The 23,141-nt window shown below is 71.5% G+C and carries 20 protein-coding genes and 1 pseudogene; 13 read left to right on the plus strand and 8 right to left on the minus strand.

The genetic code is table 11. The features are described 5' to 3' along the window. The 4 genes from N4G66_RS42395 to N4G66_RS42410 all read left to right on the plus strand — a co-directional run. Positions 1-478, plus strand: a 478-nt coding sequence (locus N4G66_RS42395) for a class F sortase (RefSeq protein WP_261709664.1), incomplete at its 5' end; no start/stop codon positions are given. Between the two features lie 237 nt (positions 479-715). Continuing rightward, positions 716-2,059 (plus strand): ABC transporter ATP-binding protein, encoded by a 1,344-nt coding sequence (locus N4G66_RS42400; protein WP_261709665.1) that lies wholly within the window; start codon positions 716-718, stop codon positions 2,057-2,059. A gap of 182 nt (positions 2,060-2,241) precedes the next feature. Beyond that, positions 2,242-3,630: an aldehyde dehydrogenase family protein gene (locus tag N4G66_RS42405; protein WP_261709666.1), complete on the plus strand. Its 1,389-nt coding sequence runs from the start codon at positions 2,242-2,244 to the stop codon at positions 3,628-3,630. A 10-nt stretch (positions 3,631-3,640) separates the two neighbouring features. Further along, on the plus strand, positions 3,641-4,723 hold the full coding sequence (locus tag N4G66_RS42410; RefSeq protein WP_261709667.1) for a Zn-dependent alcohol dehydrogenase: 1,083 nt from the start codon (positions 3,641-3,643) through the stop codon (positions 4,721-4,723). Positions 4,724-4,772: 49 nt separating this feature from the next. Here N4G66_RS42410 and N4G66_RS42415 read toward each other — a convergent pair whose 3' ends face one another. The 3 genes from N4G66_RS42415 to N4G66_RS42425 form a co-directional block, all read right to left on the minus strand. Continuing rightward, a complete protein-coding gene (locus tag N4G66_RS42415) occupies positions 4,773-5,795 on the minus strand; it encodes a DMT family transporter (protein ID WP_261709668.1) in 1,023 nt (340 codons plus the stop codon). Between the two features lie 240 nt (positions 5,796-6,035). After that, positions 6,036-6,761 (minus strand): ArsR/SmtB family transcription factor, encoded by a 726-nt coding sequence (locus N4G66_RS42420; RefSeq protein WP_261709669.1) that lies wholly within the window; start codon positions 6,759-6,761, stop codon positions 6,036-6,038. A gap of 161 nt (positions 6,762-6,922) precedes the next feature. Further along, the gene (locus N4G66_RS42425; protein ID WP_261709670.1) at positions 6,923-7,564 is read right to left on the minus strand and encodes a TetR/AcrR family transcriptional regulator; all 642 of its coding nucleotides are present in this window, start codon (positions 7,562-7,564) and stop codon (positions 6,923-6,925) included. Between the two features lie 89 nt (positions 7,565-7,653). Between N4G66_RS42425 and N4G66_RS42430 the strand changes: the two genes are divergently transcribed. From N4G66_RS42430 to N4G66_RS42440, 3 genes are all read left to right on the plus strand, one after another. Then, a complete protein-coding gene (locus tag N4G66_RS42430; RefSeq protein WP_261709671.1) occupies positions 7,654-8,805 on the plus strand; it encodes an acyl-CoA dehydrogenase family protein in 1,152 nt (383 codons plus the stop codon). Positions 8,806-8,922: 117 nt separating this feature from the next. After that, the gene (locus N4G66_RS42435) at positions 8,923-9,177 is read left to right on the plus strand and encodes a YiaA/YiaB family inner membrane protein (protein WP_261709672.1); all 255 of its coding nucleotides are present in this window, start codon (positions 8,923-8,925) and stop codon (positions 9,175-9,177) included. A 96-nt stretch (positions 9,178-9,273) separates the two neighbouring features. After that, positions 9,274-9,900 (plus strand): TetR/AcrR family transcriptional regulator, encoded by a 627-nt coding sequence (locus N4G66_RS42440; protein WP_261709673.1) that lies wholly within the window; start codon positions 9,274-9,276, stop codon positions 9,898-9,900. Between the two features lie 150 nt (positions 9,901-10,050). Here the strand turns inward: N4G66_RS42440 and N4G66_RS42445 are convergent, their stop codons facing one another. Further along, positions 10,051-10,512, minus strand: coding sequence for a MaoC family dehydratase (locus N4G66_RS42445; RefSeq protein WP_261709674.1), 462 nt, complete (start codon positions 10,510-10,512; stop codon positions 10,051-10,053). Between the two features lie 106 nt (positions 10,513-10,618). On the opposite strand from N4G66_RS42445, the gene soxR reads away from it, so the two are divergent. Continuing rightward, on the plus strand, positions 10,619-11,170 hold the full coding sequence (soxR, locus tag N4G66_RS42450; protein ID WP_261709675.1) for a redox-sensitive transcriptional activator SoxR: 552 nt from the start codon (positions 10,619-10,621) through the stop codon (positions 11,168-11,170). A gap of 27 nt (positions 11,171-11,197) precedes the next feature. Here the strand turns inward: soxR and N4G66_RS42455 are convergent, their stop codons facing one another. Both N4G66_RS42455 and N4G66_RS42460 read right to left on the minus strand, forming a co-directional pair. Beyond that, positions 11,198-12,304 (minus strand): RNA ligase (ATP), encoded by a 1,107-nt coding sequence (locus N4G66_RS42455; RefSeq protein WP_261709676.1) that lies wholly within the window; start codon positions 12,302-12,304, stop codon positions 11,198-11,200. A 337-nt stretch (positions 12,305-12,641) separates the two neighbouring features. Continuing rightward, on the minus strand, positions 12,642-13,244 hold the full coding sequence (locus N4G66_RS42460) for a hypothetical protein (RefSeq protein WP_261709677.1): 603 nt from the start codon (positions 13,242-13,244) through the stop codon (positions 12,642-12,644). 296 nt (positions 13,245-13,540) lie between these two features. Here N4G66_RS42460 and N4G66_RS42465 point away from each other — a divergent pair, with 296 nt between their 5' ends. Further along, complete coding sequence (locus N4G66_RS42465; protein ID WP_261709678.1) at positions 13,541-16,333, plus strand: penicillin acylase family protein; 2,793 nt, start codon at positions 13,541-13,543, stop codon at positions 16,331-16,333. Between the two features lie 60 nt (positions 16,334-16,393). On the opposite strand, the gene N4G66_RS42470 is transcribed toward N4G66_RS42465, so the two are convergent. Next, positions 16,394-17,716: a serine-threonine protein kinase gene (locus N4G66_RS42470; protein ID WP_261709679.1), complete on the minus strand. Its 1,323-nt coding sequence runs from the start codon at positions 17,714-17,716 to the stop codon at positions 16,394-16,396. A gap of 125 nt (positions 17,717-17,841) precedes the next feature. Further along, on the minus strand, positions 17,842-19,089 hold the full coding sequence (locus tag N4G66_RS42475; RefSeq protein ID WP_261709680.1) for an exo-beta-N-acetylmuramidase NamZ family protein: 1,248 nt from the start codon (positions 19,087-19,089) through the stop codon (positions 17,842-17,844). A 204-nt stretch (positions 19,090-19,293) separates the two neighbouring features. Here N4G66_RS42475 and N4G66_RS42480 point away from each other — a divergent pair, with 204 nt between their 5' ends. The 4 genes and pseudogenes from N4G66_RS42480 to N4G66_RS42495 form a co-directional block, all read left to right on the plus strand. After that, positions 19,294-20,058 (plus strand): SDR family oxidoreductase, encoded by a 765-nt coding sequence (locus tag N4G66_RS42480; RefSeq protein ID WP_261709681.1) that lies wholly within the window; start codon positions 19,294-19,296, stop codon positions 20,056-20,058. Further along, a complete protein-coding gene (locus N4G66_RS42485) occupies positions 20,055-21,716 on the plus strand; it encodes a class I adenylate-forming enzyme family protein (protein WP_261709682.1) in 1,662 nt (553 codons plus the stop codon). Before N4G66_RS42480 ends, N4G66_RS42485 begins: the two co-directional genes overlap by 4 nt. Before the next feature lie 80 nt (positions 21,717-21,796). Then, positions 21,797-22,390 carry a TetR/AcrR family transcriptional regulator gene (locus N4G66_RS42490; protein ID WP_261709683.1) on the plus strand — a complete coding sequence of 198 codons (594 nt, stop codon included), beginning with the start codon at positions 21,797-21,799 and terminating at the stop codon, positions 22,388-22,390. 310 nt (positions 22,391-22,700) lie between these two features. Continuing rightward, positions 22,701-23,141 (plus strand): annotated as a pseudogene (locus N4G66_RS42495) (RNA-guided endonuclease TnpB family protein); the annotation flags it as partial.

Here is a 23,141-nt window from a genome sequence, read left to right on the forward strand (position 1 = left end):
GCTGCCGCACTCCCGGGCCGCCTCCCTCCGCATTCCCTCCCTCGATCTCGATGCGCCGGTCATCGGTCTCCGGCTGGACCACGGGCGACGGCTCACCGCGCCGCCCGTGAATGATCCGAAACTCGTCGGCTGGTACACGGACGGTCCCACGCCGGGTGAACGCGGCACGGCCCTCGTCGTCGGCCATCGCGACACCCGGACGGGACCCGCCGTCTTCGCCCCGCTCGAACGGATCAGGCCCGGCGCACTCGTCGAAGCCCGGCGCGTGGACGGGCGGACCGCCGTCTATACGGTCGACGCCGTACGCACGTACGCGAAGGCGCACTTCCCCGACCAGGAGGTGTACGGCGACCGGGGACGCCCCGAACTGCGCCTGATCACCTGCGGTGGCGCCTACGACCGGAAGACCGGATACGCCGCGAACGTCATCGCTTTCGCCCACCTCACGGCGATCAGGGAGCGGTCCGGCGTCGGCTGAGGCGAACCGTCGGGCGTCGGACCGGGGCAGCGGCGAGGGCCGGTGCCCGGCCCCGGCCCGACCGGTATCCGATCGTCCGTTTCCGCCCGTACCGAACCCGCCCGTCCGATACCGCCGTGCGTCTTCCCCCGGGCGTGTGCGGTCCGTTAGCTTCCGTGACTCAAGGTCCCGTACGACCCGTACGGGACGACCGGCCGCGGAGCACCAGCGCCTTGCACGCCCCCGGGGGCACCTGTCATGACACGCGCCATCTCCCTGCACCACGTCAGCAAGTCGTACACTCGCGGGGCCCGTGTGGTGGAACGGCTGTCGCTGGACATCCGGCCCGGCGAGTTCCTCGTGCTGCTCGGCCCTTCCGGCTGCGGCAAGTCGACCGTGCTGAGGATGATCGCGGGGCTGGAGGAGGTCACCGAGGGCGAGGTGCGGCTGGACGGGGAGTACGCCAACGATCTGCCGCCGTCCGAGCGGAACATGGCCATGGTGTTCCAGAACTTCGCCCTCTATCCGAGCATGACCAGCCGCGACAACATCGGCTTCCCGCTGCGCATCGAGACACCCGGCGAGGACCCCCGGGCGCGGGTGGACGCCACCGCGCGCATGCTCGGCATCCAGGACCTGCTCGACCGCTTCCCCAACCAGCTCTCCGGCGGCGAGCGGCAGCGTGTCGCGATGGGGCGGGCCATAGCGCGCCACCCCTCGGCCTTCCTGATGGACGAGCCGCTGTCCAACCTCGACGCCAAGCTCCGCAACCACCTGCGGGCCGAAATCTCCCGGCTCACCAGGGACCTGGGCGCCACCACGGTCTACGTCACCCACGACCAGGCCGAGGCGATGTCGCTCGGCGACCGGGTCGCCGTGCTGCGCGGCGGAGTCCTCCAGCAACTGGGCACGCCCCGCACGGTCTACGGGCTGCCCGCGAACGTCTTCGTCGCCGCCTTCATCGGCACCCCGCGGATCAACCTGCTGCGCGGGCTCGTCAGGGCCCCGCTCGACGGCGCCATGACGATCAGCCTCGGCAAGCAGTACCTGCGGCTGCCCGAACCCCTCTGCCTGGACCACCAGTTGCTCCGAGTGCAGCAGGGCCGTGAGGTGATCGTCGGGCTGCGCTCCGAGGCCGTACGGCTCGCCAAACCGTCCGACGCCCGGCCGGGCGAGGTCGCGATCAGCGGTCTGGTCGAGCATGTGGAGTTCCAGGGGCACGAGGTCCTCGTCCACTTCAACACGGGCTCGCGGCCGGCCTTCGTACCGGAGCTGGAGTCGCCGCGCCCGGCTCGTGCGACGCGGCGGCGGCGCCGTGACGGCACTGTTCTGGACCGGCTGCGGGGGCGCGCCGGGGCGCTGCGGGCCGGACCGGTCGTCGTCCTCGACCACCCCTCGGACGCGGAGGCCGATCTCCCCGGGCAGACACCGCCCGAGGGCCGGCTGCCCGGCGATCTCGTCGTACGCACCACGCCCGATTTCGAACTCCGCCACGGCATGCAGGTCCCGCTCCTCGTGGACATCGCCCACCTGTTCGTCTTCGACCGGAGTGGTGAACGCATCTGTCCGGCACCGGCGCGGCTGCCGGACCTGGAGGAGTGAATCCCGGGGGTTGCGTGGCGCAGCCTCCCCCGGGTGCCGGATCCCGGATCCTTCGTGCCGCGGTTGTGGCGGGTCGTGGACCGGGGCCGGGGCCTTTCGCGCGGTGGGTCCCCCTGGCGCCGCAAAACTATCATCGCTAGTTTAGGGCGCGGACGACGCTGCCCCGCCCCCGGAGGAACACGATGAAGGCACATGACGGCATGTACATCGACGGGGCGTGGCGCCCCGCCGCCGGACTGGACACGATCGAGGTCGTGAACCCGGTCGACGAGCAGGTGATCGGCCATGTCCCGGCGGGTACGGCCGAGGACGTCGACGCCGCCGTACGCGCCGCCCGCGCCGCGTTCCCCGGCTGGGCCGCGACGGCGCCCGCCGACCGGGCCGCCCGCCTGGCCGCCCTCAGGGACGTCCTGGTCGCCCGCAAGGACGAGATCGCCGAGACCGTCACCGCCGAGCTCGGATCGCCGCTCGCGTTCTCCCAGGCGGTGCACACGGGCGTCCCGGTGCTGGTCGCCGGCTCCTACGCCGAGCTGGCGGCGACGTACGCCTTCGAGGAGAAGGTCGGCAACTCGACCGTCTACCAGGAGCCCGTCGGTGTCGTCGGCGCGATCACGCCCTGGAACTACCCGCTCCACCAGATCGTCGCCAAGGTCGCCCCAGCCCTCGCCGCGGGCTGCACGGTCGTGCTGAAGCCCGCCGAGGACACCCCGCTCACCGCCCAGCTCTTCGCCGAGGCCGTGGCCGAGGCGGGTGTTCCGGCCGGGGTCTTCAACCTCGTCACCGGCCTCGGTCCGGTCGCGGGCCAGGCCCTCGCCGAGCACCCGGACGTCGACCTGGTCTCCTTCACCGGTTCCACGGCGGTCGGCCGGCGGATCGGCGCGACCGCGGGCGCCGCCGTCAAGCGCGTCGCCCTCGAACTCGGCGGCAAGTCCGCCAACGTCATCCTGCCGAGCGCCGATCTCGCCAAGGCGGTGAACGTCGGTGTCGCCAACGTGATGTCCAACTCGGGTCAGACGTGCAGCGCCTGGACCCGCATGCTGGTCCCCGCCGACCGCTACGACGAGGCGGTCGAGCTGGCCGCGACCGCCGCCGCGAAGTACGGCGACCGCATCGGCCCCGTCGTCAACGCCAAGCAGCGGGCCCGGGTGCGCGGTTACATCGAGAAGGGTGTCGCCGAGGGCGCGCGGCTCGTCGCGGGCGGCCCCGAATCCCCGCGAGAGCAGGGTTACTTCATCAGCCCCACCGTCTTCGCCGACGTCACTGAGCAGATGACGATCGCGCAGGAGGAGATCTTCGGCCCGGTCCTGTCGATCCTGCGCTACGAGGACGAGGAGGACGCCCTGCGGATCGCCAACGGCACCGTATACGGGCTCGCCGGCGCGGTGTGGGCCGGCGAGGAGTCCGAGGCGGTCGCCTTCGCGCGGCGGCTCGACACAGGGCAGGTCGACATCAACGGGGGACGCTTCAACCCCCTGGCCCCCTTCGGGGGTTACAAGCAGTCCGGCGTGGGGCGCGAACTCGGCGCCCACGGCCTGTCCGAGTACCTCCAGACCAAGTCCCTCCAGTTCTAGGAGCGTTCACGTGGTTCGCGCCGCCGTCCTTTCCGCCGTGGGTGCCCCGCTGGAGATCGCCGAGATCGAACTCCCCGATCCGGGACCGGGCCAGGTCCGGGTGAGACTGGCCGCCGCCGGGGTCTGCCACTCCGATCTTTCCCTGTCCAACGGCACCATGCGGGTGCCGGTGCCCGCCGTGCTCGGCCACGAGGGAGCCGGTACCGTCGTCGCGGTCGGCGAGGGCGTCACCCAGGTCGCGCCCGGCTCCCGTGTCGTCCTCAACTGGGCTCCTTCTTGCGGGAGTTGCCACGCCTGCTCGCTGGGCGAGGTGTGGTTGTGCGCCGACGCGCTGACCGGTGCGGGAAGCGTGTACGCCCGCCGCGCCTCCGACGGGAGCGACCTGCACCCCGGCCTGAACGTCGCCGCGTTCGCGGAGGAGACGGTGGTGCCGGTGTCCTGCCTGCTGCCCGCCCCGGACGGCATCCCGCTCACCGAGGCCGCCCTGCTCGGCTGCGCGGTCCTCACCGGATACGGCGCGGTCCACAACTCCGCGAAGGTCCGGCCCGGCGAGACCGTCGCCGTGTTCGGGGCCGGCGGGGTCGGGCTCGCCGCCCTGCAGGCCGCCCGGATCGCGGGCGCCTCGAAGATCGTCGCGGTCGACGTCTCGCCCGAGAAGGAGTCGCTCGCCCGCGAGGCCGGCGCCACCGACTACGTCGTCGCCTCCGACGCCACCGCCCGCGAGATCCGTGCCCTGACCGGCAAGCAGGGCGTCGACGTCGCCGTCGAGTGCGTCGGCCGCGCCGTCACCATCCGTACCGCCTGGGAGTCGACCCGGCGCGGTGGCCGCACCACGGTCGTCGGCATCGGCGGCAAGGACCAGCAGGTCACCTTCAACGCCCTGGAGATCTTCCACTGGGGCAGGACCCTCGCGGGCTGTGTGTACGGCAACTCCGACCCGGCCCGCGATCTCCCGGTACTCGCGGAGCACGTCCGCGCGGGCCGCCTCGACCTCGGCGGCCTGGTCACCGACCGCATCGCCCTGGACGGCATCCCGGCGGCCTTCGACAACATGATCGCGGGCAAGGGAGGCCGGGCACTGGTGGTGTTCTAGCCGCCCCGGGCCGCCTTGGGGGCGAGGCAGCCCCCAAGGCGGCCCGGCGTCAGACCTGTTCGACCCGGGCCTCCGGTTCCGGGGCCGCAGCGCCCACCGGAGCACCGGCAGCCGGCACGGCATCCGGCACGGCGAGGGCATCCGGCACGGGCGTGTCCGTCGGTGCCGGTCCCCGGCGCGGCCGGGAGCGCGACACCGCCACACCCGCCAGGCACAGCGCCCCGCCCGCCAGCGTCAGCAGTCCCGGGACCTCGTCGAGGAAGAGCCAGGACATCAGCACCACCAGCGCGGGCACGGCGTACGTCGTCGCGCCCATGCGGCTCGCGCTCGTCCTGGCGAGGGCGTACGCCCAGGTCGTGAACGCCAGCGCGGTCGGGAAGACACCCAGGTAGACCATGTTGAGCGTCGCCGAGAGGGGAGCGGCGGCCGCGTCGTGGACGAGCTGACCCGCGAACGGCAGACACGCCACGGCCCCGATCAGACAGCCGAAGGTCGTCACCTGGAGCACACTCGCGCGTCCGAGCGCCGGCTTCTGCGCGACGACTCCGCCGGCGTACGCGACGGCGGCGAGCAGGCACAGCACGACCCCGAGCACCGAGGAACCGCCGCCGCCGGACATCGACAGCCCCACCGCGACCGCTCCCGCGAACGACACCGCCATGCCCGCCAGCAGTCGCGGCGGCATCGCGTCACCCAGCAGCCGGGCGCCGAGCAGGGCGATCAGGATCGGGCCGATGTTCACCACCAGCGCGGCCGTACCGGCGTCCACCTGCTGCTCGCCCCAGTTCAGGGCCACCATGTAGAAGCCGAACCACAGCACCCCGGATATCGCGATGCCGCGCCAGGCACCGCGCGGCGGCAGCCCCTCGCGGCGTACGACACAGAAGGTACCGAGCACCAGAGCTCCCGCCAGCAGTCGTCCGAGCGCCAGCGCGCCGGGCGAGTAGGCGGCGCCCGCGCTGCGGATCGCGACGAACGCGGAGGCCCACAGCCCGACGGTGACGGTCGCCGCACCGGCGGCGAGCAACTGCGCACGCCGGTCGGGCGGCGCGATGCGGGAGGTGTTCATCATGCTCCTGAGGCTAGGCGGGGCACAGCGATCGGTCTCGCGGATTTCGGACGCACAGGTCGGCGCGGATCCGGGACCCGGAGTCGAGGTCGGTGGTCGGTCGCGGGTCCCGAGGGTGGAGTGGGGGCGCCCCGGACCCCGAGGGGTGGAGTCGGTGGTCGGTCGCGGGTCCCGAGGGGCGGAGTGGGGGTCGGTCCCGGATCCCGAGCGCGGGGGTCGGGGCGGCGACGGGAGGGGCGTGGTTCAGCGCAGCGCCGTCGCCTCGATTCCGAGGAGTTCCGCGAAGGCGCGCTCGCCGTCCGGGGTCACCTTGACCGCCCGGTCCGAGCCGATGCGCACGCACCACCCGGCGTCCAGGGCGTGCCGGCACAGCGCCGCGCCGGCCGTGCCCGCGAGGTGCGGACGCCGTTCGGTCCAGTCGAGACAGGCACGGGCCAGAGGGCGGCGTCCGGTGCGGTCCAGGGGGATGCCCGCGGCCTCGAACCACCGCAGTCCCGCGTCGGTGAGGGCGAACCCGGTGTCCTGGCGGAGCAGTCCGCGGCCGGTCAGCGCGTCCGTGAGGGCGATGCCCAGCCGTCCGGCGAGATGGTCGTAACAGGTCCGGCCACGCGCCATCGCCGAACCCGCGGCGGCCTCCCGCAGCGTGCGGGGGCGCTCGGCGGCACCGGGCGCCACCTGGGCGGCGAGGTCCTCGACGAGCTGGGCGACACCGGCGTCCGCCAGCCGCACGTAACGGTGCCGTCCCTGGCGCTCCTCGGCGAGCAGGCCGCCCGCGACGAGCTTTCCGAGGTGCTCGCTGGCGGTCGACGGAGCGACGCCGGCCTGCCGCGCCAGTTCACCGGCGGTCGACGCCCGCCCGTCGAGCAGCGTCAGCAGAAAACCGGCCCGCGTCTCGTCCGCCAGCAGCCCGGCCAGAGCCGCGAGCCCCGGCCCGACGGGATCCCTGGGCGTTGTCATGCCGTCCAGCATGCGCCACGGACACTTCGGCGCTCACCGAACGATGGCGAACGGCCACGCAGCCCCGTCCGGACTCTCCAGACCAGCCCCGCCCAGGCGTCCCGGGCCCTGGACCAGCCGGCCCGTGCGTCCTGCACCAGCCCCGTCCGGGCTTCCCGGACAACCGGCCGCGTTCAGGCTTCCCGGACCAGCCCCGCGTACTGCACGGCGAGGCCCTCCAGCAGCGCGCCGAGCCCCGTCTCGAAGGCCCGCTCGTCGATCTTCTCCTGCTGTTCGGCGAGGAGGTGCGCCTGCCCCAGGTGCGGATAGTCGGCGGGGTCGTACGCGCTCTCGTCGTCCACGAAGCCCCCGGCGAACGACCCCAGCGCGGACCCCATGATGAAGTACCGCATCAGCGCCCCGATCGAGGTGGCCTGCGCGGGCGGCCAGCCCGCGTCGACCATGGCCCCGAAGACGGCGTCGGCGAGCCGCAGTCCGGCCGGCCTGCGGCCCGGCCCGCGCGCGAGGACCGGGACGATGTTCGGGTGGTCGCGCAGGGCGGCGCGGTAGGAGACGGCCCAGTCGTGCAGCGCGGTCCGCCAGTCGCGGCCGCCCTGGAACATCGACAGGTCGACCTGCGCGCTCACCGAGTCCGCGACCGCCTCCAGGATCTGGTCCTTGGTGCGGAAGTGGTTGTAGAGGGAGGGCCCGCTCACCCCGAGTTCCGCGGCGAGCCGGCGTGTCGAGACGGCCGCCAGGCCCTCGGCATCCACCAGGGCCCGTGCCGTCTCGACGATGCGGTCGGTGCTGAGGAGGGGCTTGCGCGGTCGGGCCATGGCGCACATAGTAGGGCTGCAACTGGAAACTAGCAGTGCTAATTTAAATGTACGGCTTTCAATGTCAGCTATCTGTGGGGTGACCCGGCATGAACCTTGGGCTCAGTGATGAGCAGACCGCCGTCCGGCAGCTCGCCAAGGACTTCGTGCACCGCGAGATCGCCCCGCACGTCGTCGAGTGGGACCGCGCGGAGGACGTCGACCGGTCCATCGTGAAGAAGCTCGGCGAGGTCGGCTTCCTCGGCCTCACCATCGACGAGGAGTACGGCGGCAGCGGCGGTGACCACCTCGCGTACTGCCTGGTCACCGAGGAGCTGGGGCGCGGCGATTCCTCCGTGCGCGGGATCGTCTCCGTCTCGCTCGGGCTCGTCGCCAAGACGATCGCGCGCTGGGGGAGCGAGGAGCAGAAGCGGCGGTGGCTGCCGGGGCTGACCTCGGGCGAGTACGTCGGCTGCTTCGGGCTCACCGAGCCGGGCACCGGCTCCGACGCGGGCCGGCTGTCGACCAGGGCCGTGCGCGACGGCGACGACTACGTCATCAACGGCACCAAGATGTTCATCACGAACGGCACCTGGGCCGATGTGGTGCTCCTCTTCGCCCGCTCCACCGACGCCCCGGGCCACAAGGGCGTCTCCGCCTTCCTGGTGCCGGCCGACAGCCCCGGTCTGACCCGCCGCACCATCCACGGCAAACTCGGACTGCGCGGCCAGGCCACCGCCGAACTGGCCTTCGAGGACGTGCGCGTCCCGGCGAGCGCCATGATGGCGCCCGAGGGCAAGGGCTTCGCGGTGGCCATGTCGGCGCTGGCCAAGGGCCGGATGTCGGTGGCCGCGGGCTGCGTCGGCATCGCCCAGGCCGCACTGGACGCGGCGGTGACGTACGCGACCGAGCGGGAACAGTTCGGCAAGACGATCGCGCACCACCAGCTCGTCCAGGAACTGCTCAGCGACATCGCCGTCGACGTGGACGCGGCCCGGCTGCTGACCTGGCGGGTCGCCGATCTCATAGACCGCGGACTGCCGTTCGCCACCGAGTCCTCGAAGGCCAAGCTCTTCGCCTCCGAGGCCGCCGTGCGCGCCGCGAACAACGCCCTCCAGGTCTTCGGCGGCTATGGCTACATCGACGAGTACCCGGTCGGCAAACTGCTGCGCGACGCCCGGGTGATGACTCTCTACGAAGGCACCAGCCAGATCCAGAAGCTGGTGATCGGGCGCGCTCTGACGGGCGTCTCGGCGTTCTGACCGGCGTCTCGGTGTTCCGGCCCTTCGGCGTCTCGGTGTTCCGGCTCTGAGTACGTGCCTGAGTACCTGAGTACGACGGCGGATGTGGCGGCGGCCACATCCGCCGATCCTTGTCCCATGAGCGAGACACCTGTCAAACAGCAGAACACGGCCGCCTTCTACGGCCAGGCCGTGGCGTCCTTCTCCGTGGCGATGGCGGCCACCGCGATCGGCATCTTCAAGCTCCAGGCCGACGCGTGGGTGCGGGCCTTCCTGGCCGTCGCCGTCCTCTATCTGGTGACGTCCTCCTTCACGCTGGCCAAGGTGATCCGCGACCGACAGGACGGCAACCGTCCCGGTGGCCGCGTGTACGACCCCTTCGAGAAGCTCTGATCCCCCCGCGGTCATGACCCGGCCGAAGGCGCTAAGCGCTCGCTCAGGTTCGGGGGTATGGTGTTGACCCTGTCAGTGAAGAAGGGGCGAACAGCGATGAGTGCGGCGCAGGAGACGTCCGGCGGCGAGATGCAGCCGTGGTCCGAGGTGACCCCTGACGCGGCGCGGCGGCTGCTCGTCGCCGCGGTGGAGGCCTTCGCCGAGCGCGGGTACCACGCGACGACGACCCGGGACATCGCGGGCCGCGCGGGCATGAGCCCGGCCGCGCTGTACATCCATTACAAGACCAAGGAAGAGCTGCTCCACCGGATCAGCCGGATCGGCCACGACAAGGCGCTGGACATCGTGCGCAGCGCGGCCGAGGGTGAGGGCACGGCCGCCGAGCGGCTCTCCGACGCCGTACGGTCCTTCGTGCGGTGGCATGCGGGCCAGCACACCACCGCCCGCGTCGTGCAGTACGAACTCGATGCCCTCGGGCCCGAGGCGCGCGCCGAGATCATCGCGCTGCGCCGCCAGGTCGACGCGGAGGTCCGCAGCATCATCCAGGACGGTGTCGAGGCGGGCGACTTCGATGTCCCGGACGTACCCGGCACCACCCTCGCCGTGCTGTCCCTGTGTATCGACGTGGCCCGCTGGTTCAACGTCGACGGCCCCCGGACGCCGGACGAGGTCGGTGCGCTCTACGCCGACCTCGTCCGGCGGATGGTGGGATTCAAGGAGTAGGCCCCCACTCGCCCCCCGCCCAGGCCAGGACGCACCGCCGTCCGTCCGCCTGATCCGAGCCCGCCGGTGCCGGGCCCGGGAGCCCGAAGCGGTGACGCGGTTGCCGGGACCGGGACCTCCGAACGCGCGGGCACCCGGCTGGGGAGTCGTTCAAAGGTAGTAGCGCGAGACCGACTCCGCGACGCAGACCGGCTTGTCGCCGCCCTCGCGCTCCACACTGAAGGCCAGGGAGACCTGTACGCCACCGGGCACGTCGTCCACCGCGGTGATCGTCCCGGTGGCGCGCAGCCGCGAGCCGACCGGCACGGGGGCGGGGAAACGGACCTTGTTCGTCCCGTAGTTGACGCCCATCTTCACGCCCTCGACGCTGATCAGCTGCGGGCCGAAGAGCGGCAGCAGTGACAGGGTCAGATAGCCGTGCGCGATCGTGGTGCCGAACGGACCCGCCGCGGCCTTCTCGGGATCGACGTGGATCCACTGGTGATCGCCGGTCGCCTCCGCGAAGAGGTCGATCCGCTTCTGTTCGATCTCGACCCAGTCCGTGTACCCCAGCTGCTCGCCCACGGCGCCCCGCAGTTCGTCGACCGTCGCGAACGTCCTCGGCTCTGCCATGTCCCTGGCCTCCCGCATCTCATAGTCTAAGCGACTGCTTAGCATGGTCCGCCGGGAGGCGCATGTCAACGGACCGGACGGGTGGCGCGGTGGGTAGGTTGGAGGTGTGCCCCAGATCCCTGAGACGATCCACGAGCTGACCGTCGGACAGTTGTCGGCCCGCAGCGGCGCGGCCGTCTCCGCGCTGCACTTCTACGAGTCCAAGGGCCTGATCAGCAGCCGCCGCACCTCGGGCAACCAACGCCGCTACCACCGTGACGCGCTGCGCCGTGTCGCCTTCGTCCGGGCCGCCCAGCGTGTCGGCATCCCGCTCGCCACCATCCGCGAGGCGCTCGCCGAACTCCCCGAGGAGCGCACCCCGACGCGGGAGGACTGGGCCCGGCTGTCCGAGGCCTGGCGCTCCGAACTCGACGAGCGGATCAAGCAGCTCGGCCGGCTGCGCGACCACCTCACGGACTGCATCGGCTGCGGCTGCCTCTCCCTGGAGACCTGCGTGCTCTCCAACCCCGACGACGTCCTCGGCGAGCGCCGGGCCGGCTCCCGCCTCATGGTGGAGCGTGCCGGAACGCAGCCGTCCCCGAAGCCGCCGGAGCGGAGGCAGGCGGAGGCGTGCGAAGCCCGGCCGCGCCAGGAGCCGGCGGTGGGGGACTGCCGTTGACGCGCCCCCGACCGCCCGCCTGCCGCGCTACTCGTACTCCGTGCCGCCTTTGCGGGTCAGATAGGCCGGGCTGACCGCCTTCGCTATGGCGCGTCCGCCCGTCACCGGGCTGTACCGCTCGGCGGCCACGAAGGTTCCTTCGGGCCCGTCGGGTGCGGGAGCCCCGGGGCGGATCACGACGCCTTCGCGCAGGTGCAGCTCGCGACCGGAAACGGTCTCCCGGCCGGAGGCGATCTCCAGGACGCGCTCGATGTCGTACGGCCCCTCGTACAGCCGTGGAACCAGCGGGAGTTCGCCCGTCAGCAGCTCCTGAGCGTCCAGCCAGCGGACCTCGCCGTCGATCTCCGCGGACACGTCGAACACGGCGTAGCCGATCGTCTCGCGGCGCCCGTCGGCGCCGTACGACAGGTCCTGCACGCCCGCCCCGAACACCTCGCCGAAGATGCCGACGCGGCGCGCGCCGAGGCGTCCGGCGATCCGGGCGGCGGCCTCCGCGACGCCGTGCCCGCGCACCGCGCGCCAGTACAGATTGCGCGGATCCTCCTTCAGAGCGAGGGACTTGGCGCCGAAGCCCTTCGAGGACACGTGGACGCGCCCCTCGTCGGCGAGGTAGGTCAGCAGACAGGCCGAACCGTGCAGCTTCTCCGTCAGGACGACGGGCTCGCCCGGGGTGAAGATGTCCGGGTACCGCTGGATGTTCTCGATGTCGACCCAGGGCAGCAGTTCGGGCGCCGACTCGACGTCGCCGTTCATGGTGGGCGGGATCGGCGGCACCCATTTCACGATGCCGAGGGACTCCGCGAAGTCCGTGCCGTCCTCGGCGGCGCGCGCCAGGTCCACGTCCGCCAGCGCCTTCGGGCGGCACACGATGCCCTGCGACAGCTCGCCGCGCAGCCGTACCGCCCGTACCCGGTCCGACGCGCTGCCCGCGAGTCGCCCGGTCAGCCCCAGCTCCTCGATCAGCCCGGCCGGCAGCACGGACTGCTCCGGGATGTAGAGGGCCCACTCGCCGGTGCGGTAGGCGCCCTTGGCGACCACGGCCCGATACAGGCCCACCTGGGCCAGTTCGAGCGCGTCGGCGTTCGGATGCTCGTGGATAGTCAGCACTTCGGCGGTGACGCGCAGCGTCGACACAGGGGACTCCTCGGGTGGCTCAGCCGTGTTTCCTCGCCCCCAACTGTCCGGAGCGTAAACCCCTGGAGCCACCGAATTCATGGCTGCTACCGTCGTCCGCGCATCGGGTCATCGGCCCGGGCGGCATCGGCACGACGGAGCCGTCGTGCCGACACGGGCGCTCTGCTCGGACGGACCGGCACCCTGTCGCCGAGGATGCCGGACACCACGGACAACCCGGGCGCCGGGAACCGCGCGCCCGGCCACGGACCTTCCGCGGCCGACGGCTCACCCGCAGTTCCCCTGCCCGGTGCCGCTCAGCCCGGCGGCGTCCCGGCCGCCCGGCCCGGCGGGGCACTCACGCGGACACGAGCAGCCGGCCGCGCCTGGCTCCGGCCAGCGCTTCCGGGGTCAGGACGGGCCGCGGCACCACGATTCCGCAGCTCGTGCAGACGGGACCCGACGACGGTTCGTGGGCCAGGTCGTACATCCATACAAGGCGCTCACCGGCGCACGCCGGGCAGACGGTGCCCGGCGCGCGCTCCAGTGCGGCGATCAGCCGGCGCAGCACCTCGGCCAGTGGTTCATGGGGGTGGACCCGGGGGTTGTCGCACCAGGCGACACCGAACCCGCCCCAGGTCAGCCGGTGCCAGTCGTCGACACTGCCCGGCCTGCGCAGCCCGTCGTGCTTCTCCTTCTTGCGACGCTGCGCGAACTCGACCTCGTAGGCGAGCCAGACGGAGCGGGCCTCCTCCAGTTCGTCCAGTGCGGCCACGAGCCGCGCCGGATCGGGGGAACGGTCCTCGGGACCGAACCCGGCCCGGGAACACAGATGGTCCCAGGTCGCCCGATGCCCGTAAGGGGCGAACCTCTCCAGGCACTTGCGCAGTGAGTACCGCCGCAGTGCCAGATCACTCCTCGGATCTCGCACCTGTCTCGCCAGACTCCGGAAACCGGCCATCGCCCTGCACCTCCGTCACACCTGCACCTGTACTCCGGTCACTTCGGCGCCGTCTCGTACGGACGTCGTCGAGTAGACGTATCGACAAGCGATTCGGCTCCATCCAATTTTTCGACGCCCCCACGAGCCACCCGCCGAGTGCCCTGGACCGACCTCCCGTCGCTGCCGGCCGGCTGTCCGCCGGTCGACGAAGCCGCCGCGTTCGCGATGAATCCAAAAAACTGACGCATGTTCATCTTCAAACTCGGGGATACCGGCGGTAACGTCCGGCCCACCCCCCGTCGGTAGGAGCTGACATGCCACCGAGCACCCCACGCACCACCTTGGACAGACTGAGAACTCCCCGCAGATTCCCCAAGTTCCTCAAGGCAGCATCCCTATGCGTGCTCATTGCCGGTCTTTTGTCGCCGCTTTCCCCGGCGGCCGCCGCCGACACCTCGTCCGCCGCCGCCGCGAACGACTACTGCGGCGGCCAGTGTTCGGACATCCTGCCGCCCGGTGAGAACGGCAACGCGACCCTCGCCCAGATCCTGCTCAACCAGGCCTTCGGCACCCAGCCCAGCCATGCCGAGGACCAGCTCGCCCCCTACGGCAACCTGGCCTCCGGCTACTCCACGCTCACCGACACCAAGATCAACGACTTCTTCAACGACGCCTCCTTCGGCGTCGCCTCCGACCAGGTCGCCTCGACCACCAAGCCCGGCGGCCGCACCGACGTGACGATCGTCCGTGACAAGAAGACGGGCGTACCGCACATCACCGGCACCACCCGCTACGGCACCGAGTACGGTGCCGGGTTCGCCGCGGGCCAGGACCGGCTGTGGCTCATGGACGTCTTCCGGCACGTCGGACGCGGCCAGCTCACCAGCTTCGCCGGCGGCGCGGCCTCCAACCAGGGCCTGGAGCAGGAGTTCTGGCGCAGCGCGCCGTACACCGAGGCCGAGCTGCAGGCCCAGATCGACAGCGCCACCGCCAAGGCCGGAGCCCGCGGCGCCCAGGCCCTCGCCGACGCCAACGCCTACATCGACGGCGTCAACGCCTACATCGACGCCTCCGACAGCGGCCGCTACTTCCCCGGTGAGTACGTCCTGACCGGCCACAAGGACTCCATCACCAATGCCGGCACCATCGACCACTTCAAGCTCACCGACCTGGTCGCGCTGGCCTCCGTCATCGGCTCGCTGTTCGGCTCCGGAGGCGGCGGCGAGGTCAACAACGCGCTCTCGCTGCTCGCCGCCCAGTCCCAGTACGGAGTGACCGAGGGCACCAAGGTCTGGGAGTCCTTCCGCGAGCGCAACGACCCGGAAGCGGCGCTCACCGTCCACGACGGCGAGAGCTTCCCGTACGCCTCCAAGCCCGACAGCGCGCAGGGCCAGGCCCTGCCCGACGCCGGCTCGGTGACCCAGGAACCCCTGGTCTACGACCGCACCGGCAGCGCGGCCACCGCGAGCGCCGCCGGCGCCTCGGCCACGGCCGCCAAGACGTCCCTCACGTCCGCCAAGCGGGGCATGTCCAACGCCCTCGTGGTCAGCGGGAAGTACACCGCAAGCGGTCACCCGATCGCCGTCTTCGGCCCGCAGACCGGCTATTTCGCGCCACAACTGCTCATGCTCCAGGAGATCCAGGGCCCGGGGATCAGCGCCCGCGGCGCCTCCTTCGCGGGCCTGAGCATGTATGTCGAACTCGGCCGCGGCCAGGACTACTCCTGGAGCGCGACGACCTCCGGCCAGGACATCATCGACACGTACGCCGTCGAACTGTGCCAGGACGACTACCACTACCTCTACCACGGCACCTGCACGGCGATGGACAAGGTCGAGCGGACCAACTCCTGGAAGCCGACCACCGCCGACGGCACCGCCGCCGGTTCGTACCGGATGCAGGTCTACCGCACCAAGTACGGGCCCGTGGAGTACCGCGCGACGGTGGGCGGCAAGAAGGTCGCGTACACCACCCTGCGCACCTCCTTCATGCACGAGGCCGACTCGATCATCGGCTTCCAGATGCTCAACGACCCGGACTACGTGAAGAGTCCGGCGACCTTCCAGAGCGCGGCGCAGCACATCAACTACACCTTCAACTGGTTCTACGCCGACTCGGCGCACACCGCGTACTACAACAGCGGCGACAACCCGGTGCGGGCGAGCGGGGTCGACGCCGAGTTCCCGGTGTGGGCGCAGGCCGCGTACGAGTGGCAGAACTGGGACCCGGCCACGAACACCGCCTCCTACACCCCGGCGTCCGCGCACCCCAACTCGGTGGACCAGGACTACTACATCTCCTGGAACAACAAGCAGGCCAAGGACTACACGACGGCCTCCTGGGGCGACGGCTCGGTGCACCGCGGCAACCTGCTGGAGGACCGGGTCGCGAAGCTGGTCGCCGCGGGCGGGGTGACCAGGTCCGCGCTGGTGAAGGCGATGGCCGACGCGGCGCTCGCCGATCTGCGGGCCGAGGACGTGCTCCCCGACCTGCTGAAGGTCGTCAACAGCTCCCCGGTCACCGACGCCACGGCCGCCGCGGCGGTGAGCAAGCTGTCCGCGTGGGTGACGGCGGGTGCCAAGCGCACGGAGACCTCGTCCGGGTCGCACACCTACGCCAACGCCGACGCGATCCGCATCCTGGACGCCTGGTGGCCGCTGCTGGTGAAGGCGGAGTTCCAGCCGGGGCTCGGCAGCGATCTCTACACCGCGTTCGGCAGCAACCTCCCCGTCGACGAGGCACCGTCCGCCGGACACGGACCGACCGGCTCGCACGCCGGAAGTTCCTTCCAGTACGGCTGGTGGAGCTATGTCGACAAGGACATCCGGGCGGTGCTCGGGGAGTCCGTACAGGGCGGCCTGTCGCAGAAGTACTGCGGCGCAGGCAGCCTCACCGCCTGCCGGGACGCCCTGATCAGCTCGTTGAAGGAGGCCGCCGGCAAGACGGCGTCGACCGTCTACCCCGGCGACGACCAGTGCTCGGCGGGCGACCAGTGGTGCGCCGACTCGATCGTCCAGCGGACGCTCGGCGGCATCAAGCACGGCAAGATCAGCTGGCAGAACCGGCCGACCTTCCAGCAGGTCGTCGAGTACACCGCGCACCGATGAGCACGGACCGGCGCCGACCGGACAGCTCCTAGGGGCGATCGGCGCCTGAGCGGCGGCGGGTCAGTGGACGCGGCCCGCCGCCAGCACCACCTGGGCCAGTTCGCGATGGCAGATGTCACTGTGCGCACCCGCCGGGGCGCCGCCCCGGCACACCACCGAGGCGGTGTCGATGTTCACGCACCCCGAGACCGGCAGCCGGGTGCGCAGGGCCTCGGCGAGCGTGAACGACCTGGTTCCCGGCACCGCCTGCACCCCGTCGTGGCCCATCGCGCCCCACTGCGCGCCCAGGGCGCTGCCGATGCCGAAGTCCGCCACTACGGAGCGGTCGTCTCCCGCCATCCGGGAGGCCAGCGGGTAGATCGCGCCGAGCGCCGAGTCGAAGTGGGAGTAGCAGCACACCAGCGGGCCGTCGATCCGGTTGTACTGCCCGTCCAGCACACCGCTCGCCCGCGCGTCGTGCGGCAGCCGTGCCGCGAACGCGTAGTGCGAGAAGGCGCCTTGGAGCAGCGTCACCGATTTCACCGTGTGCACTCCGGGAGGCAGCCCGCGCAGCGCGAAGGAGACCAGCCGACCGCCGAAACTGTGCCCGACCAGATGGACGCGCACGTCCGGCGCCGCCGCCGCGAGCTGACCGATCGCCCGTCCGAGCCCGCGCTCACCGACCGTGCCCGCGCGCCGCTTCATCGCGTAGTACGTCGCCTGGCGCAGCAGTTCGAGGGCGCCGTCCCACAGCCGGGGCAGCGCGAACTCGGTGGCACCGGGAGTCCCGGCCCCGGCGAGTGCCTGCGCGAACTGGGCGCACACCGCCGCGGTGTCCCCGAAGAGCATCTCGGGATCGCTCTCCGGTACGCCCTCCGCCAGGGTGTCCGCCGCGAAGGACGTCTGCGGCCCTTGCGGCCGGACCTCGACGAGCAGTCGTACGAGACGGCCGAACTCCTCCAACGAGGCTCCCTCGTCCGGCTGTTGGTCGAGCAACCGGGCGATCTGCTCGACGACGGTGGCGCGGCCGGGGAACACCTCCAGAAGGGCGTGCCGGGTGTTCTTGCCGAGCGGCGAACCGGCGTCCGGGGCGACATCGGCGGCCACCGACGGAGGGAAGCCGGGGATCGGTTCGTCCGAGAACCGCATCGAGGGCCAGATCACCCCCACGTATCCGAGGCGGGCGGCCGGCGCGAGCTCCGGGACGGGTTCGAAGAACTGGCTGAAGAGGCGGGTGGCCGCCGAACGGTCGTTGTTCCAGCCGTGCGTGAAGACGATCAGGTCGCGGACCCTGCGGCGCCGCACCTCCTCGATCCACCGGTCCCGCTCGCGGCCGTCCGCGTCGCCGTCCGCGTCGAACGTCAGCTCCCAGTAGGGAGAAACACTCACTGCCGGTTCCGTCATGTCGGCCCCCTGACCCCGCGGGCGGTGCGATATGGGCGCATCGTCCACCCGGCGGGGAAAGTTGGCCATACGTCACGACCTATCCGTCACGTATCCGTCACTCGTCCGTGGAAGAGGACTCCGGCTCACTTGTAGATGAGGTAGTGCTTCCGAACCGCGCGGAACGCCTCCAGTTCGTCCTGCCAGGCCGCGACGACCTCGTCGGTGCCCGCGCCCGCGTCGATCATCGTGCGCACCAGCGTCGAGCCCGTCAGCTTGTCGATCCAGTTGTCGGAGCGCCAGGCGAAGCCGCTCCAGACCTTCTTCGCCGTCACCAGCAGGGCGATTCCCGTGCGGACGGGTTCGAACGCCGTCCGGTCGTGCACATGGATCTGGACGCCCCCAATGGTCTTTCCCTGGAACTTGGAGAAGGTGGGAGCGAAGTAGGCCTCTCTGAAGTGCACGCCGGGCAGCCCCGGTTCACCGGCCGCCGCGGCCCAGCGCCCGTCGACGCCCTCCGCGCCGAGCAGTTCGAACGGCCGCGTCGTGCCCCGCCCCTCCGACAGGTTCGTCCCCTCGAAGAGGCAGGTCCCGGAGTACACCAGCGCGGTGTCCGCCGTCGGCATGTTCGGGCTCGGCGGCACCCAGGGCAGTCCCGAGGCGTCGTAGAACTCGCCGCGCCGCCAGCCCGACATCTGCACGGTGTCCAGTTCCACGGGCGCCGCCAGGAACTCCCCGTTGAAGAGCCGGGCCAGCTCCGCCACCGTCATCCCGTGCGCCTGCGCGATCGGCTGCCGTCCGACGAACGTCGCGAACTCCTTGTGCAGGACCGGCCCTTGGGCCGACCGGCCGGTGACCGGGTTCGGCCGGTCGAGTACCACGAACCGCTTGCCGGCGAGCTGCGCGGCCTCCATGCAGTCGTACAGCGTCCAGATGTACGTGTAGAAGCGCGCTCCGACGTCCTGGATGTCGAAGACGACGGTGTCCACGCCGGAGGTGGTGAAGATGTCCGCGAGGGCCTGACCGCTCTTCAAGTACGTGTCGTAGACGGGGAGTCCGGTCGCCGGGTCGTCGTAGCGGCCCTCGGATCCGCCCGCCTGCGCGGTGCCCCGGAAGCCGTGCTCGGGGCCGAAGACGGCGACCAGGTTCACGCGGTCGTCGGCGTGCATGACGTCGACGATGTGCCGGACGTCGCGGGTGACGCCCGTGGGGTTGGTGACCATGCCGACGCGCCCGCCGCCGAGTCGGGAGTATCCGGCCGCGGCGAGGCGCTCGAACCCGGTGCGGAGCCGGGTGCCCGGGTTCGCGGCCGGCGCCGCCGCCACGGCGGGCAGGGGCGTGAGGGCCGCAGCGGCGGTGCCGGCCGCGAGCAGTGACCGTCGGGACATGCGCATGGTGTGACCTCCGTGATCGCGGAAGGTTGGCACAGGCACGCTAAGGGCTCCCGGGGGAAGTTCGTAGGGCACGGATCCCACCGGCCTGCTGTGGCTCGTCACACGGTCGCCCGCGCAGCGGAGGGGAACCCTTCCCTTGCTACATACCGACTGGTTAGTCTGGTGTCGCAGCAGAGCCGTGTCACGAAGCGTCGAAGGAGACCCGTGGTGGAAGCCATGCAGGGTGCGGGAGTCGTCGTCACCGGAGCGGGGGGCGGCATCGGGGCCGCGCTGGCCCGCCGTTTCGCCGCGGAGGGAGCGCGGGTCGTGGTCAACGACCTCGACGCGGGCAAGGTGAAGGCCGTGGCCGACGAGATCGGCGGCATCGCGGTCGTGGGCGACGCCTCCGCGATCGTGGCCGAGGCCCGCGACGCCCTCGGCGGCACGGTCGACGTCTACTGCGCGAACGCGGGAGTGGCCTCGGGCGGCTCCGAAGCGGCCGGGGAGAACGTCTGGGCCCTGGCCTGGGACGTCAACGTGATGGCGCACGTACGCGCCGCCGAGGCGCTGCTGCCGGACTGGCTGGAGCGCGGCAGCGGCCGTTTCGTCTCGACAGTCTCGGCCGCCGGACTGCTCACCATGATCGGTGCCGCGCCGTACAGCGTCACCAAGCACGGCGCGTACGCGTTCGCCGAGTGGCTGTCGCTGACGTACCGCCACCGCGGTCTGAAGGTGCACGCGATCTGTCCCCAGGGCGTGCGCACCGACATGCTCGACGCCACCGGCAGCGCGGGCGACCTGGTGCTCCAGCCGACCGCCATCGAGCCCGAGGCCGTCGCCGACGCACTCATGAAGGGGATCGAGGAGGACCGTTTCCTGATCCTGCCGCACCCCGAGGTCGCCGGGTACTACCAGGCGCGGGCCGCCGACCCCGACCGCTGGATGACGAACATGAACCACCTCCAGCAGAAGTGGGAGACCAGCGAGTGACCCGCTACGCCGACCGACCCTGGGTGGCGCTGCTCAGCGAGGCGCAGCGTGGCCCGGTGAGCCCCGCCGACACCCTGGTCCACGCCCTCCGCGAAGTGGTCGCGCACACCCCGGACCGCACCGCGCTCACCTACTTCGACGGGCGGCTGAGCTACCGCGAGGCCGACGAGCTGAGCGACTCCGTGGCCGGGCACCTCGCCGCCCGCGGTGTGGCGCGGGGCGACCGCGTGGCGATCATGCTCCAGAACTCGCCGCACTTCGTGCTCGCCCTGCTCGGCGCCTGGAAGGCCGGCGCGACGGTCGTGCCGGTCAACCCGATGTACAAGTCGGGCGAGGTCCGGCACGTCCTGCACGACGCCGAGGTGAGCGCCCTCGTCTGCTCCGACCGCGCCTGGGACGCGTATCTGCGCGAGACCGCCGCCGACTCGCCCGTACGGGTCGTCCTGACGGCCTGTGAACGGGATCTCCAGACCCGCGACGACCCGCGCGTGCTGGCCTTCGAGCGAATGCCCGAGGACGCGGCGGCGGACGATCTCCTCGCCGTCGCCCGGCAGGGGCACGAGGCGCCCGCCGACCGTGCCCTCGGCCCGTCCGACATCGCGCTGATCAGCTACACCTCGGGCACCAGCGGCACCCCCAAGGGAGCCACCAACACGCACGGCAACATCATGTACAACGCCGAGCGGCAGCGGACCGGACTCGCGCTGCCCGAGGCGCCCGTGTACTTCGCGATGGCGCCGCTGTTCCACATCACCGGGATGGTCTGCCAGCTCGCCGCCTGCATGAACAGCGCGGGCACGCTGGTCCTCGCGTACCGCTTCGAGGCCGGGGTCGTCCTCGAGGCCTTCGCCGAGCACCGGCCGCTCTACACGGTCGGCCCCTCGACCGCCTTCATGGCGCTGGCCGCCCACCCGGCGGTCACGCCGGACCACTTCTCCTCCTTCCTGAACATCTCCTCCGGCGGCGCCCCGCTGCCGCCCGCGCTCGTCGAGAAGTTCCGGGCCGGCTTCGGGCCGTACATCCGCAACGGCTACGGGCTCACCGAGTGCACCGCGCCGTGCGCCTCCGTGCCTCCGGGCCTGGAGGCGCCGGTGGACCCGGTCTCCGGGACACTGGCCGTGGGCGTGCCGGGCCCGGACTCGGTCGTACGCATCGTCGACGACCTGGGCGAGGAGGTCCCCTTCGGGGAGCAGGGCGAGATCCTCGTCAGCGGTCCGCAGGTGGTGCCCGGTTACTGGCGCCGTCCCGAAGCCACCGCCGAGACGTTCCCGGACGGCGAACTGCACACCGGCGACATCGGCTTCATGGACGAGAACGGCTGGCTCTACGTGGTCGACCGGAAGAAGGACATGATCAACGCGTCCGGCTTCAAGGTGTGGCCGCGAGAGGTCGAGGACGTCCTGTACACCCATCCGGCGGTCCGTGAGGCGGCCGTCGTGGGGATCCCCGACGGCTACCGCGGGGAGACCGTCATGGCGTACATCAGCCTGCGTCCGGGTGCTTCCGAGGACCCCGCCGCGCTGGCCGCGTACTGCAAGGAGAGACTGGCCGCCTACAAATATCCGCGGCAGGTGGAGATCCTGCCCGAACTGCCGAAGACGGCGAGTGGGAAGATCCTCCGTCGGGAACTGCGTTCCCGGTCCCAGGACTCCCAGTAGTCCCCGGGACGGTCAGTGGTCCCCGGGACTCTTCGCGGACGACGGTTGTCGATGTGACGCACGGAAGGCAGGTGGCGGCAGTGCCCAGGACGACGGACGGTGACGGTACGCCCGTCCCACAGCGGCTGCTGGCCGCCGCCACCCGGCTCTTCGCCGAGCAGGGTTACGACCGCACCTCGGTGCAGGAGATCGTCGAGGCGGCGGGCGTCACCAAGGGGGCGCTGTACCACTACTTCGGCTCCAAGGACGACCTGCTGCACGAGGTGTACGCGCGCGTGCTGCGCCTTCAGCAGGAGCGGCTGGACGCGTTCGCGGACGCGGACGCGCCGGTGGAGGAGCGGCTGCGGGGTGCGGCGGCCGACGTGGTCGTCACGACCATCGACAACCTCGACGACGCCTCGATCTTCTTCCGGTCGATGCACCACCTCGGCCCGGAGAAGCTCAAGCAGGTGCGGTCCGAGCGGCGCCGCTACCACGAGCGCTTCCGCGCACTGATCGAGGAGGGCCAGAAGAAGGGCGTCTTCTCCACGGCCACCCCCGCGGACCTGGTCGTCGACTACCACTTCGGCTCGGTCCACCACCTGTCGACGTGGTACCGCCCCGACGGCCCGCTCGCCCCCCAGCAGGTCGCCGACCACCTCGCCGACCTGCTGCTGCGCGCGCTGCGCCCGTAGCGGACCGCAGCACGGACAGCACACCGCGGCCCCACCAAACGGTGGGGCCGCGGTGTGCTGTGATCACCTGACTCCTGCGAGGCGCCCCCGGCGTTCACGCCGGGGAGAGTCGCATCCCGTGACGGCAGTGTGGAGCGTCGCCCTGTGCGGTCTCCTGGGGCGCGGAGCGCCCGCAGGGCCGCCGCGAGGGGATAGGCGAACATGTGTGCCCGCGTTCGCTGGTTGTGGTGGCTGTGTCGTGAGGAGGGTACGGGTGTGCGTGTGCCGTACGTACGGTCTTGTGGTGGAAGCCGGCTGAGCGCGAGTCGGGATGCCGTGGGAGGGGGACGTGGTGTCGGAGGTGAAGGAGGCCGGTGAGGGCGGGCATGCCCGGTACACGTACCGGCTTCGCGTGCCGGCGACGGCTCGTACGGCGCTGCTGGCGGAGTGGGACCGGTGCCGGTGGATCTGGAACGAGTGCGTCGCGCGTTCCAGGAAGGCCCACCGCGAGGGGGAGAAGTGCGGTCCCGCCGTGTTGGACAGGATGCTGACCGGGGCTCGTGCCGTGACGCCGTGGCTGGCGGCGGGTTCGTCGGTGCCGCAGCAGCTTGTCCGGGACTTCGGCAGGTCTCGCGCCAAGGCGCTGAAGGACATCAAGGACAGGCTGCCCGTCAGGCGCCGGCGGGGATGCCCGGGCACAAGAAGAAGCACGGGTGTGATCCGACGCTGAACTACACCCGGCGTGGCTTTCGGCTCAAAGACGGGCGCCTGC

The organism is Streptomyces rhizosphaerihabitans (genome assembly GCF_025399795.1).
Classification (GTDB): domain Bacteria; phylum Actinomycetota; class Actinomycetes; order Streptomycetales; family Streptomycetaceae; genus Streptomyces; species Streptomyces rhizosphaerihabitans.

Coding starts and splice junctions, on each gene's coding strand:
- N4G66_RS42400 (WP_261709665.1), top strand. CDS start 716: ATGACACGCGCCATCTCCCTGCACCACGTCAGCAAGTCGTACACTCGC.
- N4G66_RS42405 (WP_261709666.1), top strand. CDS start 2,242: ATGAAGGCACATGACGGCATGTACATCGACGGGGCGTGGCGCCCCGCC.
- N4G66_RS42415 (WP_261709668.1), bottom strand. CDS start 5,795: ATGATGAACACCTCCCGCATCGCGCCGCCCGACCGGCGTGCGCAGTTG.
- N4G66_RS42420 (WP_261709669.1), bottom strand. CDS start 6,761: ATGCTGGACGGCATGACAACGCCCAGGGATCCCGTCGGGCCGGGGCTC.
- N4G66_RS42425 (WP_261709670.1), bottom strand. CDS start 7,564: ATGGCCCGACCGCGCAAGCCCCTCCTCAGCACCGACCGCATCGTCGAG.
- N4G66_RS42430 (WP_261709671.1), top strand. CDS start 7,654: ATGAACCTTGGGCTCAGTGATGAGCAGACCGCCGTCCGGCAGCTCGCC.
- N4G66_RS42435 (WP_261709672.1), top strand. CDS start 8,923: ATGAGCGAGACACCTGTCAAACAGCAGAACACGGCCGCCTTCTACGGC.
- N4G66_RS42440 (WP_261709673.1), top strand. CDS start 9,274: ATGAGTGCGGCGCAGGAGACGTCCGGCGGCGAGATGCAGCCGTGGTCC.
- N4G66_RS42445 (WP_261709674.1), bottom strand. CDS start 10,512: ATGGCAGAGCCGAGGACGTTCGCGACGGTCGACGAACTGCGGGGCGCC.
- N4G66_RS42460 (WP_261709677.1), bottom strand. CDS start 13,244: ATGGCCGGTTTCCGGAGTCTGGCGAGACAGGTGCGAGATCCGAGGAGT.
- N4G66_RS42465 (WP_261709678.1), top strand. CDS start 13,541: ATGCCACCGAGCACCCCACGCACCACCTTGGACAGACTGAGAACTCCC.
- N4G66_RS42470 (WP_261709679.1), bottom strand. CDS start 17,716: ATGACGGAACCGGCAGTGAGTGTTTCTCCCTACTGGGAGCTGACGTTC.
- N4G66_RS42475 (WP_261709680.1), bottom strand. CDS start 19,089: ATGCGCATGTCCCGACGGTCACTGCTCGCGGCCGGCACCGCCGCTGCG.